General features: G+C 45.7%; 11 protein-coding genes. 2 read left to right on the top strand and 9 right to left on the bottom strand.

Annotated features, from left to right (window positions below; translation table 11 throughout):
- Positions 1 to 10: 10 nt before the first annotated feature.
- The gene (locus CSD97_RS03225; protein ID WP_034522728.1) at positions 11 to 2,332 is read right to left on the bottom strand and encodes a DUF5686 family protein; all 2,322 of its coding nucleotides are present in this window, start codon (positions 2,330 to 2,332) and stop codon (positions 11 to 13) included.
- 416 nt (positions 2,333 to 2,748) lie between these two features.
- Here CSD97_RS03225 and CSD97_RS03220 point away from each other — a divergent pair, with 416 nt between their 5' ends.
- Together CSD97_RS03220 and CSD97_RS03215 are read left to right on the top strand one after the other, a co-directional pair.
- Positions 2,749 to 4,938: a glutamine synthetase III gene (locus CSD97_RS03220; protein WP_005832915.1), complete on the top strand. Its 2,190-nt coding sequence runs from the start codon at positions 2,749 to 2,751 to the stop codon at positions 4,936 to 4,938.
- Positions 4,939 to 5,230: 292 nt separating this feature from the next.
- A complete protein-coding gene (locus CSD97_RS03215) occupies positions 5,231 to 5,932 on the top strand; it encodes a Crp/Fnr family transcriptional regulator (protein ID WP_005832010.1) in 702 nt (233 codons plus the stop codon).
- An 83-nt stretch (positions 5,933 to 6,015) separates the two neighbouring features.
- Here the strand turns inward: CSD97_RS03215 and trxB are convergent, their stop codons facing one another.
- From trxB to CSD97_RS03170, 8 genes are all read right to left on the bottom strand, one after another.
- Positions 6,016 to 6,966 carry a thioredoxin-disulfide reductase gene (gene trxB / locus CSD97_RS03210; protein WP_008665210.1) on the bottom strand — a complete coding sequence of 317 codons (951 nt, stop codon included), beginning with the start codon at positions 6,964 to 6,966 and terminating at the stop codon, positions 6,016 to 6,018.
- A gap of 37 nt (positions 6,967 to 7,003) precedes the next feature.
- The gene (locus CSD97_RS03205) at positions 7,004 to 7,654 is read right to left on the bottom strand and encodes a LolA-like putative outer membrane lipoprotein chaperone (RefSeq protein ID WP_081106164.1); all 651 of its coding nucleotides are present in this window, start codon (positions 7,652 to 7,654) and stop codon (positions 7,004 to 7,006) included.
- A 3-nt stretch (positions 7,655 to 7,657) separates the two neighbouring features.
- Positions 7,658 to 10,162 carry a DNA translocase FtsK gene (locus CSD97_RS03200; RefSeq protein ID WP_098031963.1) on the bottom strand — a complete coding sequence of 835 codons (2,505 nt, stop codon included), beginning with the start codon at positions 10,160 to 10,162 and terminating at the stop codon, positions 7,658 to 7,660.
- 271 nt (positions 10,163 to 10,433) lie between these two features.
- Positions 10,434 to 11,045 (bottom strand): winged helix-turn-helix transcriptional regulator, encoded by a 612-nt coding sequence (locus tag CSD97_RS03195; protein ID WP_057252352.1) that lies wholly within the window; start codon positions 11,043 to 11,045, stop codon positions 10,434 to 10,436.
- 359 nt (positions 11,046 to 11,404) lie between these two features.
- On the bottom strand, positions 11,405 to 11,674 hold the full coding sequence (locus CSD97_RS03185; protein WP_081030256.1) for a hypothetical protein: 270 nt from the start codon (positions 11,672 to 11,674) through the stop codon (positions 11,405 to 11,407).
- Positions 11,675 to 11,687: 13 nt separating this feature from the next.
- Entirely contained in the window at positions 11,688 to 11,975 is a 288-nt protein-coding gene (locus CSD97_RS03180) for a hypothetical protein (protein ID WP_044468860.1), read from the bottom strand.
- A complete protein-coding gene (locus CSD97_RS18960) occupies positions 11,953 to 12,528 on the bottom strand; it encodes a hypothetical protein (protein WP_070101133.1) in 576 nt (191 codons plus the stop codon). Before CSD97_RS18960 ends, CSD97_RS03180 begins: the two co-directional genes overlap by 23 nt.
- Before the next feature lie 138 nt (positions 12,529 to 12,666).
- Complete coding sequence (locus tag CSD97_RS03170; protein ID WP_057258636.1) at positions 12,667 to 14,247, bottom strand: hypothetical protein; 1,581 nt, start codon at positions 14,245 to 14,247, stop codon at positions 12,667 to 12,669.
- Between the last annotated feature and the right edge of the window lie 28 nt (positions 14,248 to 14,275).

Here is a 14,275-nt window from a genome sequence, read left to right as displayed (position 1 = left end):
TACCACATTGCTATCTGTTAAACAGTTCGAAGGTAAATTTGCAACCTATTTCCTGATACTTCCAGTTTGCAAAGCTGGCAAACAAGCCAAAGTCAAATATATGTGTACCAATGCCATACCCTACTTCCAGATAAGGTTTCAAGTGAGGAACCACCAATGCATTCAGATACAGACGTTCATTCAATACATATTGGGTATATTTCATCAGATGGCGGAGCAGGAGGAAAGGAGCTTCATAGGTAAGGTGTCCGCGGATATATTTACGGGAAGAGTTATACCAGCGGCCGTCCAGCAACTGGAACACCCCGCCAATATCATCACTCCAACCCATAGGAAGATTGGAACGCCGCAAATTGGCAAAGTCCACAAAGTACAGTTCCTTCTGATTGGTAAACTCTCCCCAACCAAAACGCCAATAAATATCACGCATCAAGCCCAAAGAAACCTGATGCTGCAAATCAATCTCTACACGCTCGTACGAACCACTGCTCTGCAACACTCCACTGAGTCCCCGCTCCCAATCTACTGAGATGGAAGGATACTTGGAATGAAGATTTACTTTACGGTCGCCATTCATATAATAGTATTGTCCCGGAGTCCAGGTGAGGCGGACGCGGGGAGCAAAACTATTATAGGTATGGCGGAACTTGTTCAGGATATTCGGGTCAAAATTCGGAAAGAAGGATGAACCTCCGGAACCGGCACGGGTGGCCGACTTGGTAGGCGGCATGCTCGGGTAGTTCAGTTCAAACCGGGAGCGGTTCACTTCCGTACGTCTGTGCATGGATACACCCACTTCCAGCGACAGACCGTTTACTATTTCCCAGCTATGACGCAGATTCAGATACAAATCCTTGAAATAATCCAAGTGTATCTGGTTGAAGTCAAAAATACTGTCGGGGATGGCTTTCAGGTCGTCCAGCACATCACTGCTGTAAATCCGGTTACCGTTACCAAACTCCAGATGCAATGCTGCACGCTTACGGGGCCAATAATCAAAATCGGACCTCACCCTCCAGTAAAACTCTTTTTCCTTAAAATTATAACCTATCCGGGGAACGATGCGCAGCAGGCGATCACCGGTAAAAATACGGTTGTACTTGAACTCCTGCCGATACGAAATTCCATGCTTGCCGCTATAGCTCAAAAGAAAAGGATTGATTAGTGGTGAACAGCGCACACTCCCCAATTTATCAAGGTCTACCGTATAGCGACTGATCAATGCATCTCCAATCTGCCCCCAAAACTCCAAGTTCTTATTCACCGGTTTCTTTTTCCGGGCGAGCGTATCCCGACGCAAGAAGAAATCCTGATACAGTGTCTCCTCATGCGGAGTCAAAGGAATGGGACGCAAAGTTTTAAAGTAAGCAGTATCACGTAGATAAGCATTCGTATCAGTACGCAACGTGTATGAATCGGACAAGTCATATTTACTTTTCTTCACCGACCTCCGTATATCACTGCCAGAAGTTTTCTGAATGATGTTCTTATAATCGAGTACAGCTTCATAAGTGCCATCTACCACATTTCCCAAAAAACGAAACGTTGCATCCACATCATACTGCAACGGAAGAAATTCGTCCGAATCGCCCACATTACCCATCTTCACCAGATTATTGAACCGCACCATCTCATTACGTCCGGAAAAACGCATCTCGCGTACACTCCACACGTTATCACTCACAATCAGATAACCGCCCACCAGCTGAAAGCTTTTGCTTTTTGGCATAAAACGGATTTTATACTGAAGGGCATGCCGTTCCCCCATCACCGTATCAATCCGATAGGTATAATATTTTTTGGCATTGGGTGCTAAAGGAGAGAGTAGTTTGTCATATAATAAGGTAGAAGAATAGATGTTGATGTGAAAATATTCCGGCAGCCGTCCGTCCATTTCCCAAAACTCGGAAGCAGTACCGACACTTGCCTTTACCTTCTGGTCATAGATGTCGGGAGCAGTAAAATGCAAATCGCTATAAGTTTCCATCATATATTCCCGCACCCCTTTCTTGGGCCGGAACATGGAAGGGATGTAGCGGAGAATATGATTCTTCTTACGGATATTCACCCAGCCCTTTATGTAAAGCTCAGCCTTGTAACTTTCAATAATACGTTCATAAAGGGGGGCAAAGAAGATGACTTTCTCCATGATGGAGTCTGCCGAACTCACATGTTTGTCAACCGGATAAGATACACGCTCCGCCCCTGCCTTCTGTACAAAAGAAAACAAGAAGCAAATCCAAATCCATATAAACAACAAACGTTTCAACCGCAATTTCTCCTTATAGAATCGGGACAAATATACGGAAGAATTTGTGTAATGCAAAAACATGTTCCATAAAGAAGCGGGAATGACACTTGTGACACCCTTTATTATAAAACATATGTTACGCGCGAGAGACAATAATACACAAGCACACATAGTTTGTGCGAGATAAATACGAACCTATATTAATTGTTATAAAAAGGGTGCCACAAGTGTCATGTACAGAATGATTCGTAATTGTGACACATGAAAATTACTAATCACGACGCACTAAAATTACTAATCGTGATGCGGAAAGATTACTAATCATGGCATGTAACAAACGCAAGCTTTTGGTCGTTTTTCCATAACAAGCAGACTTTTTTAGGGGGTCTATTCTCAAAAAACACTAATATTTTCGAGAATACCCCCTAAAAAAGAGGGGGTAGTTCAGAAAAAACATGTATTTTTGCGCCCAACAACCAATAAAAGGAGAGACTTATATGTCAAAAATGCGATTTTTTGCTTTGCAAGAACTTGCCAATCGGCAACCTCTTGAAGTGACCACCCCTTCAAACAAACTGTCCGACTACTACGGCAGCCATGTCTTCGACCGTAAGAAAATGCAGGAATACCTGCCTCGTGAAGCCTACAAAGCCGTGACCGACGCCATCGAAAAAGGCACTCCCATCAACCGCGAAATGGCAGACCTGATTGCCAACGGCATGAAAAGTTGGGCAAAGTCCCTCAACGTCACCCACTACACGCACTGGTTCCAGCCTCTGACGGACGGAACAGCCGAGAAACATGACGGCTTCATCGAATTCGGAGAAGGAACGGAAGTGATTGAACGTTTTTCCGGCAAACTGCTCATCCAGCAGGAACCGGATGCATCCTCTTTCCCCAACGGGGGTATCAGAAACACATTCGAAGCACGAGGATATACTGCTTGGGATGTTTCCTCACCTGCCTTTGTGGTAGATACCACACTTTGCATCCCCACTATCTTCATCTCTTATACCGGCGAAGCGCTCGACTACAAGACTCCATTGCTCAAAGCCTTGGCAGCCGTAGACAAAGCAGCGACAGACGTATGCCAGTTGTTCGACAAGAATATCACACGCGTTTATACCAATTTAGGCTGGGAACAAGAATATTTCCTCGTCGACTCGGCACTGTACAATGCCCGCCCGGACCTTTGTCTGACCGGACGTACCCTGATGGGACACTCCTCGGCCAAAGACCAGCAGCTGGAGGACCACTATTTCGGCTCCATCCCCCCACGTGTCACAGCTTTTATGAAAGAACTGGAAATCGAATGTCACAAACTGGGTATCCCGGTCAAGACCCGCCATAACGAAGTAGCTCCCAACCAGTTTGAGCTGGCGCCTATCTTTGAGAATGCCAACCTTGCCAACGACCACAACCAGCTTGTGATGGATCTGATGAAACGCATCGCACGCAAGCATCACTTCGCCGTACTGCTTCACGAAAAACCCTACAACGGCGTGAACGGCTCCGGCAAGCACAACAACTGGTCGCTTTGCACCGATACGGGTATCAATTTGTTTGCACCGGGCAAGAATCCGAAAGGAAACATGCTGTTCCTTACCTTCCTGGTAAACGTACTGATGATGGTATACAAAAACCAGAACTTGCTGCGCGCCTCCATCATGAGTGCCGGAAACAGCCACCGTCTGGGAGCCAATGAAGCACCTCCCGCCATTCTGTCCATCTTCCTGGGCAAACAGCTGTCTTCCATCCTCGACGAGATAGCTCGCCAGATAAGCAGCAGCAAGATGACATCGGAAGAAAAGACAACACTGAAATTAGGCATCGGACGTATTCCCGAAATATTACTGGATACCACCGACCGTAACCGTACTTCTCCATTCGCCTTTACCGGCAACCGCTTTGAGTTCCGTGCCGCAGGTTCGTCCGCCAACTGTGCCGCCGCCATGATTGCCATCAATGCAGCTATGGCAAACCAGTTGAACGAATTCAAAGTCTCCATCGACAAACTGATGGAAGAAGGAGTCGGCAAGGATGAAGCCATCTTCCGCATTATGAAAGAGACCATCATCGCCTCCGAGCCTATCCGCTTTGAGGGTGACGGCTACTCCGAACAATGGAAGCAGGAAGCCGCCCGCCGTGGGCTGACCAACATCTGCCACGTTCCCGAAGCCCTGATGCACTACATGGATAACCAGTCCCGTTCCGTACTCATCGGCGAACGTATCTTCAACGAAACGGAGCTTGCCTGCCGCCTGGAAGTAGAACTGGAGAAATACACCATGAAGGTACAGATAGAAAGCCGTGTGCTGGGCGACCTTGCCATCAACCACATCGTACCGACTGCCGTTATCTACCAAAACCGTCTGCTGGAAAATCTCCGTGGCCTGCGCGAGACCTTCTCTCCCGAAGAATACGAAGTCCTCAGTGCCGACCGGAAAGAGCTTGTACGCGAAATTTCCAAGCGCGTAACAGCCATCAAGGTACAAGTACGCGAAATGACCGAAGCCCGCAAAGTAGCCAACCACATGGATAACTACAAAGACAAGGCTTTCGCTTACGAAGAAACCGTACGCCCTTATCTGGAAAGTATCCGTGACCACATCGACCACCTTGAGATGGAAATTGATGATGAAATCTGGCCGCTTCCGAAATATAGGGAGCTGCTGTTTACAAAGTAGGCCTCTCCCTAGCCCCTCCCCCGTAGGGAGGGGGATAGAGATACTACGATAAACAATTAAGTTACTACGATTTACGATTTGACGGTTTACGGTTGGAGTTACTCATACAATCATAAACCCACCTGCTAATGAGTAGTTGTTTAACAATACAAACTTCAATCGTAAATCGTCTAATCGTAAATATATAGATTTTCCTTCATCTCCCCCCCTACGACATCTTTTTGTCATATTTGTGCAATATTTAATTTTTTCTTTTTACATTTGTGCTGTATAACACAGTTTTGCAGCAGTTATGGTAAAAGTAAACTTGTCTGATATTAATGTTCCGGAGTTGATTGCAGATATATGGTCTCCCTTGAATGACGAACAACGGGAATTCCTCGCCAACCACTTCACACTCCAGAACTACAAAAAAAACGAAGTCATCCATTGCGAAGGCGAGACACCTACGCATTTGATGTGTCTGCTGAGTGGAAAGGTCAAAATCTATAAAGACGGAGTCGGTGGTAGAAGCCAGATTATCCGTATGATTAAACCTGTCGAATATTTCGGTTACCGCCCTTACTTTGCAAAAACAGACTATGTCACGGCAGCATCTGCATTCGAGCCGTCTCTTGTTTGCCAAATCCCCATGACTGCCTTGATGACTCTGCTCACACAAAACAACGACCTTGCCATGTTCTTCATCAAGCAATTGTCCGTTGACTTGGGCATTGCCGATGAACGCACTGTAAACCTGACGCAGAAACATATCCGCGGAAGACTCGCAGAATCCCTACTATTCCTCAAAGAAAGTTATGGTTTGGAGGAAGACGGCTCCACCTTGAGTATCTATCTCTCGCGTGAAGATCTGGCCAATTTGTCAAACATGACCACTTCCAACGCCATACGTACGTTGTCACAGTTTGCCACAGAACGGTTAATCACCATCGACGGGCGTAAAATCAAAATCATAGACGAAGAAAAGCTGAAGAAAATCAGCAAGATAGGATAAGGAATAAGTGACAAGGGATAAGCGATTAGGGGTTAGCATAATAAAAACACATTATTGCCATCCTAACCCCTAATCACTAATCACTAAATCAGTCCTTTCGCAGACAAATATCTTTCCGCTTCAATGGCTGCCTGGCAACCAGTTCCGGCAGCGGTGATGGCTTGACGATAGTGAGGATCAGCAACGTCTCCGGCGGCGAATACGCCCGGCACTTTGGTACGCGGTGTTCCCGGCTCGGTGACGATATAACCTACTTCGTCCGTATCTACATAAGGTTTGAAAATATCTGAGTTGGGTTTATGGCCGATAGCCAAGAAGAAACCGTCAATAGCCACATCATAGCGCTTCTCATCAGGTTCACCCATACGCTGTACCAAATGTACACCTTCCACACCGTTCTCTCCAAACAAGCCTACGGCATTATGTTCGAACAGTACTTCAATCTTGTCATGCTTCATCACACGCTCCTGCATAATCTTGGAAGCGCGAAGATAAGGTTTGCGGACAATCAGATAAACCTTGGCAGCCAGTCCGGCAAGGTAAACAGCTTCCTCGCAGGCAGTATCTCCACCCCCTACAACAGCTACCGTTTTCTTGCGGTAGAAGAAACCGTCACAAGTGGCACAAGCGCTGACACCCATTCCCGCATATTTCTTTTCATCCTCCAGCCCCAGATACTTCGCAGCGGCACCTGTAGCAATAATCAGCGTTTCAGCCTCAATCATCTTTTCGTCATCAATCGTAATCTTGTAAGGTGCTTCAGCAAGATTGGCTGCGGTAGCAACTCCATAACGCAAATCTGCACCAAAACGTTCGGCTTGCTTCCGCAGGTCTTCCATTAATTCCGGACCTCCGATACCTTGGGGATAACCGGGGAAATTCTCCACATCAGTAGTGGTTGTCAACTGGCCACCGGGCTGCAATCCTGCATAAAGTACCGGTGAAAGATTGGCACGGCCTGCATAAATAGCGGCAGTATAGCCGGCAGGACCCGAACCGACAATCAGACATTTTACTTTTTCTGTTTCCATCATTATATTATTTACTATTTGACTATTTACAATTTACTATTTAGCGCATGTCGATGACTTCAGCCGTGGGATAGGCTTTTTTGTCAAAGACAAAGAAACTATCCGGATAGGATTGTCCGGTCTGGTAGTTATTAATAAGGATAGTAGTCATATACTTACTCCCCCGTGGTGCCAAGTCCACTTGATGCAGACGATACGTATCCTTTGTCACAAACAGATAGACACTTTCAGGGTCTCTTCTCTTGTCGGCAGCAGTCATGGTGATGTAATAAACAGACTTGTCTTGCTTACCACCGACACTGCTCAACTTCAATCTGTATCCCTGCTTGTAGAGGGACAACCAAGCATACGGATTAAGAGTCTGCAATTCCTCCTGCGTAGGTTCCGATACATTCACCTCATCTGCCGAAGCCACATAGCTCCACTGCGTATGTCCGTCAAACCAAGTCTTCATTCCCTCGGTCTCAACCACAAATTTCTCACCTTCCAGATAGAGAACTCCCGCATAAGAGCCTTGTTGTTCGTTCACGGTAAACGCCAGCTTCACCCCTCCCGCTTTCCGAAAGGCTTCGGCTGTACGCTCCAATATATTCTTGGCATCCGGTTGTTGTGCCGACATCGGCACAGCAAACAACAGCAATAGCACACCAAGTAAAAGCTTATCAAGTTTCATCATTCTATAAATAACCATTCCTTATTGCAAATTGTTTAACCGCATTTCCAGGTCACTCTCATCTATACAGAACACCTCACGCGCCTTACTACCTTGCGCCGGTCCCACAATCCCCGCTTTCTCCAACTGGTCCATGATGCGGCCGGCACGATTATAACCGATGGCAAACTTACGCTGAATGAGCGATGTGGAACCCTGCTGGTGAATAACAACGAGACGGGCTGCATCCTCGAACAAAGGATCGAGACGTCCCATATCCACATCCCCCAAATCACCTCCTGCATTTTCATCCACATATTCGGGCAGATAGAAAGCAGTGGGGTAACTCTGCTGGCGGGCGATAAACTTCGTAATCTCCGCCACTTCGGGCGTATCGATAAAGGCACACTGCACACGCACCGGGTCAGCTCCCTGCAGGAATAACATATCACCGCGGCCTATCAGCTGGTTGGCTCCCGGACGGTCGAGGATGGTACGCGAATCGACCATTGCCGATACACGGAAGGCGATACGCGCCGGGAAGTTGGCCTTAATCGTACCCGTAATGATGTTTGTTGTCGGTCGCTGTGTAGCGATAATCATATGTATACCCACGGCACGCGCCAACTGGGCGATACGTGCGATGGGCAGTTCCACATCCTTACCGGCTGTCATAATCAAGTCACCGAACTCGTCGATAACGACTACGATATAAGGCATGAACTTATGCCCCTTTTCCGGATTCAGACGACGGTTGATGAACTTCTCGTTATACTCCTTGATATTGCGCACATGGGCAGCTTTCAGCAAGTCATAGCGAGTATCCATCTCCACACAGATGGAGTTCAAAGTCTGCACCACCTTCGTGACGTCCGTAATGATGGCATCTTCCCCGTCGGGTAATTTCGCGAGGAAGTGATGCTCAATTACGGAGTAGATGCTGAATTCTACTTTTTTGGGGTCTACCAGCACAAACTTCAGCTCTGCCGGATGCTTCTTATATAATAAGGAGGTGATGATGGCATTCAACCCCACGGACTTACCCTGACCGGTAGCACCGGCAACGAGCACGTGCGGCATCTTGCACAAATCCACCATAAACACTTCATTCGTAATCGTCTTACCCAGTGCGATGGGCAAGTCGTAAGTAGACTCCTGGAACTTCTTGCTGCCGATAATACTCTGACCAGATACAATCTTCGGATTGGAGTTGGGCACTTCGATACCAATCGTACCCTTTCCCGGAATGGGAGCGATGATACGGATGCCGAGCGCCGAAAGGCTGAGGGCAATATCATCTTCCAGACCGCGTATCTTCGAAATGCGGACGCCCTGCTCGGGAGTGATTTCATACAGCGTCACCGTAGGACCTACCGTCGCCTTAATGGTACTGATTTCTATACCGAAACTACGCAGAGTATTGATAATCTTATCCTTGTTCGCGTTCTGCTCTACCATGTCAATGGTCGGACCATTGTCATCGTAATGCTTCATCAGGTCTATTGTGGGGTAATGATAGTTTTCCAAATCCAGACGGGGATTGTACGGCTCCTTCTCCGTTCCCACATACTCCTCCTCTTCGGCCTTTTCAACCTGGAATGCCGGCTCCTTCTCTACCGGCTGTTCCCGAAAAGGGGGCACCGGCTCCGGTGCAGGAGTCTCAAAAGTCATGGTAACGTCCTCATCCGCAGACTTGGCAGGCTTTATCTTTCCATCACTTCCACCCAAGTCAAGGGTGATTTCATTCAGCGGTTCGTCCTCTTCTTCCTCTATAGCAATCTCCTCCTCCTTTTCAAGAACCTTTTCCGGCTCCGCAGCTTCCGGTGTCGGAGCAGCCGCCTTTTCCTTTGCACCCCAAGAGGTCTTGAACTCTTCCGGCGTTTCACCCTGCACGCTTTCCACCTTCTCCTTACGCTTCAAGAAGCTGAGACTGAACAATCTGCGCAACCAGATGACAGTCCGTGCACTCAGATAGATGAGGAAGCAAATGGCAGTTACCAACAATAGCAGCCAGACTCCCGGCACACCGACTTGAGACACAAGCCAGTTACTGACATTGTATCCGTGCATACCGCCCAGATAGAGGAAAGAGTCCTTGTACTGGTCTACAAACACAAAACCGAAAAATACCGAGAACCACACCAGCATCAACGAACAGCCGATGAACCACTTCCACAAGCGCACCACACGCACCCGCATCAGCTTCAGTCCCGCCACAGCCAGGAACACGAGAATCAGGAAAGACGATACGCCGAAGCAATCATTTATCAGATAGCTGGCCAACTGCGCACCGCGGCTACCGGCGTAGTTCTTCACCCCATTGTTGGTGGAAATCAGCTCCTGCGCACTGCCTCCGTCAATGATGCTCTGGTCTGCCGCTCCCGTGAAAAAGAATGATGTGAAAGCAAGCAACAAATAAACCGAAAAGATTACCAGCACCAAGCCGATAACGAAATGAACCGTTTCACTTCTAAATAACGCTGCCACTTTCCCCAAAAACGAGAGTGACAGTTCCGTATCTTTAGCTGTTGAATTTTTCTTTGCCATATTTTTTAAATAACTATTGAGAATTGATTGCAAAAATAATAAAAACTATCCTTCTGCCGCGTTGTTTTCATTCTTTAATTTCTCGTCTGCCGATTATAGGTATTCCTAATCTACAACTGTAATTTTATCGCATGTTTTACTTACATACTTGCATGAAATGACATAGCGCACTAATTTACAACAGATTGCACCATGCAAGCAGACCTCATGCAAGCATGCAGGCAGATTTTGCCTACATGACGCAATCCATGCAAGCCCTATACGCATCAACCTACTCTTTTTCCTTCAAAAAATAAATCGGCTGTTTCTGCAACCCTTTGTTTACCAACACATTCTCCTCACAAAGACGACGAATCTGCCGCGTTGCAGTCGTGCGGGTCATGCCGCAAATCGACTGTACAACACTGCGGGTGATGAACTCATTCTTACGTAGATAGTTCACCACTTTTTGCTTCACCTCATCATCCGTCAGCCTCTTTTTCATGAGATTCCGCAATTTCAGCGGCTTTACTTTCAATACTCCTATCTCACTGCGCAACGCCTTGTCCGGTCTGAAAGTGATGTTTTTCAACTTCACCTTAGTACTTTTCCGCTTTGTCTCCAGTGTCACCGGTTCCGTGCAGGTCAGCGTGGGAACAAAGTAACCGATGCCGTCCAAATGTACCTGCCTGCCCTCCCCCAGCTCGCGTCCCACAAAATGCGACAAAGCATCGAGTACCGCCAGTACATCCGTCTCGGTCAGCGAGCAGTATTCTTGTATATGCCTGCGCAGCTCATCGGTCGTCGTAGAGCCGTTCAGTTTAATCCGGGGATGCAGGGTCAGCTCTTCCCCTTGTTTATCCTTCGTTTTCGGGTTTTCGTACCAATCAAATAAAATTGCCATATTCTTTCCTCCATTTTTAGATTCATTTCTGTTGCTGTCTGCAGGTTTCGCTCATGCAAAGTACCGGCTTTCATTAGGCAGAGCATAGGTCTTCCTTACGCAAAGAAGCGTTCTTCCTTCTGCTGAAAGCTTATCAAAAAAAAATGCGCACAGCTGTGGTTTACCTTCTTCATATTTGTGATACACCTTCTTCACAACTATGAGAAAGACATTCCACGACTGTGCGCAACTACAAACTACAGAGGCAAAGATAGTGAAAAGCAGGGGGCCTGGCAAAGGAATGCTAATCTTTTTCAGATTGAAGCATGTAATAATGCGGTAATAATAGCGCTATTTGCCCAGCTCCATAATTGCAACAATTAATCTTCTTCTTCATCATCGTCATAATCTTCATCGTAGTCATCATCGTCACCATCCCATCTACACCCACAAGCATCACAAGCATAATCATTAATACCACTTGAATCAGGATAGACCAAATGCGAGCCACATTCAGGGCAACGCAACTTGTCGTTATCATCATCGTCATCCGCAATTTCATCACATGGCCATTCTCTTCCACAATCCGGACAAACATAATTCACGCCATCGAAATAGGCATTCTCATTCAAACAAAAAATACATTCCATAACTATCTTATTTTTAATTATTACTTTTATTCATTATTCTTTTTGCATATAAGCAGCATTTAATCAGCACAACTCCCACCAGCATAGAACAGACAATGCCAGTTGCAATGAAAAGAGGGCTTCTATCAGCGGAAGCAATGCCGTTTTTTGCCAACACCAAAAGTCCCGTCTGAAAACAAACGGCCGACAACAAGCAGAACAGCAGCACACTGCGTTTCCAATGTTTTGGCATCGGTTCATTTTTTTCTACCTCTTCTACCATTTCCTTCATTGCTTCTTCAATCCATATCTTCATCTTCATTGTCTTGAGGATTTATTTCATATTTGGGGTCTAAATCATATCTGTACGCAAGCAAAAAATCGGCCTTTTTATCTTTGGGTTTACAAAGAGAATACAATATGGCCCCTACTACCAATGGGGCAGCCGCAACAACTGCAATCCCTGCCAGCATACCACCTCCTATTATACCGCCAATTGCAGCCAATCCGGAGGTTATTCCTGCTGCCGACAACCCAGCAACAACACCTGAAGCCGAAATCAAGCTTATCATTCCTGCCACCGTACAAGCAGATCCTCCACTTGCCATTATTTTGGCAACCAAATCATCTTTGTCTTTTCTAGTCATCTTTTTGTAAGCATCAAAATCTTTACCTAATACAACGGTGAACATGATACAGAATTCTGCGTAGCACACGTCAGTAGGATAACTCTTGCCCTCGGCCAAACGTGTAATTGCGTACTTCGACATTGTCATAGCCACTGCAAGTTCATCAATAGAAATAGAAGAATTACTCATGAATGAACGCAAAAACGGAGCGAAACCGACTCCTTTCGGAAATTCTTGATTTTCCATAATCTTTTTTTTAAAGTTTATATTATGGCGCCCTCTGCCTATAAGAACAAAAAGCAACCGTTAGCATTAACGATTGCAAAAGTATGGGGGAAGAACCAGCTGTGAAATAGACGTCTACAAAAAAGACAATCAACCTCTTTATCCATTTCCACATTTATCTTTAAAGGTTTTCCATTTTTTCTCTGGTAAGCCTAATGTGTCATTTACGATTTTCCAAGCGTCCTTTGGCAGGTCTAATAGAGTTTGCAATATTTTCCATGAATTTATTATTATAGATGTAGCATCCTTCTTACTATCACACAATTTTCTTATTGTTTCCCCGAAAAATCCGCCGTTCATAGTCATCAAAATCTTGCTGATAGACGTGTAAGGAGGTGACACCACTCCTCTATTATGTTCTATATCACACTTAGAAGTATCTAATGTTCCCAAATAAAATTGCATATACCCCAAAAGAAGTCTAATCATGTAGATAAATTGTTTATTAGTTTTCTGCTGCAAATCTCGCTCCTTCACATCTGCATTTCGTACTATCCGCCACGCTGCCTCATAGTGTTTTTCTTTTCTCAGATATCCACTTTCAGTGGTCTTTTCCAGTAGTTTCTCAAACATTTCTTTATTTGTCTTCTCCTTTCCCTTTTTCGACATTTGGCCTATCTCTTCAAGCAGTTCCTGATACGCTTTTTTTGTAAAGTTAACATCAGCAGAGAAACGTATCTTATCCTCTTCCTGAGGCTCTTTCCGAGAGCCAGAACGTTTTCTCAGAGCCTCAACATCTTCATTTTCAAGATACCCCTCATATATACTTCTTATAAGACGAACCGCCCTTGCACCCACCTCCACAATATCCTCATCTTCATGAAGAGTAATCCAAAAGGGCCAATAAGTATGGTTGTTCGCATTATTTGTAGGCTTAAAGCGATGAGTGAAAGATTTCCCCGGAAATGTATTTTCAAGAACAGCAGTAACATAATAACGAATATCTTTCCATTCTTCATTGAACATTTTTTCCCCATCTTCATCATTCCCATCAAGAATCAGCCCCTTACATCCATAATAAATGCCGACAACCGGTTCATACACATCATATTCTATCAGAAATTCATACCCTCTGCATCCATCCTTACTGTACAATGTCCCCAGCTTGTACATCATGTGATGTGGAGCCTTGTTCCCATGAAAAGAAGCATCCGCTTTAAAATCCTCCACTTCATCCAGCAGCCTCATCTTCTTTTTATAAAACTCTGAAGCTTCGTCATTTAACCTTTTCCAATGCTCCCGGTTCCTCTCTCTGATTTTATCTTTCTCCATCTCAGAGACAACCTCCTGACAGTTCACATCACATTCGGCCCCATCAAAATCAATGCTAACACTGGAAAAGTATTCAAGGGCTGCCTGCACTTCTTTCTTTTTAGCATAGACCTGCCTCGCTATAAAGATGCAAGCCTCCCGCGTAAGGTGATAGTTTTCCACGCTCCTACGCGCACCAGAGCCTACCCCAACCATTTCAACCATCAGGTTAAAATGCTCATCCACATTTATACCATCCGCTTCGGCAGACCTCATGGCTTTTGCCAATGGAACGGAAAATTTCTGGTACGTACTATACCCCAAAGCAGCGCACAATTCCCTCGAAGTCCAGTATGACCGTCCTTGCCCATCAAACTTCCTTATTTTCTCAAAAGGTGATTTATCACTGATTTTCAATTCTTTATTCATAAAGACAGAAACAAATTACATGATATAA

It is taken from the genome of Bacteroides sp. AR29, assembly GCF_900217715.1.
In the GTDB taxonomy this organism is placed as follows: domain Bacteria; phylum Bacteroidota; class Bacteroidia; order Bacteroidales; family Bacteroidaceae; genus Bacteroides; species Bacteroides uniformis.
Note: the sequence above shows the minus strand (reverse complement) of the source record. Positions and strands in the feature narration are given on the sequence as shown.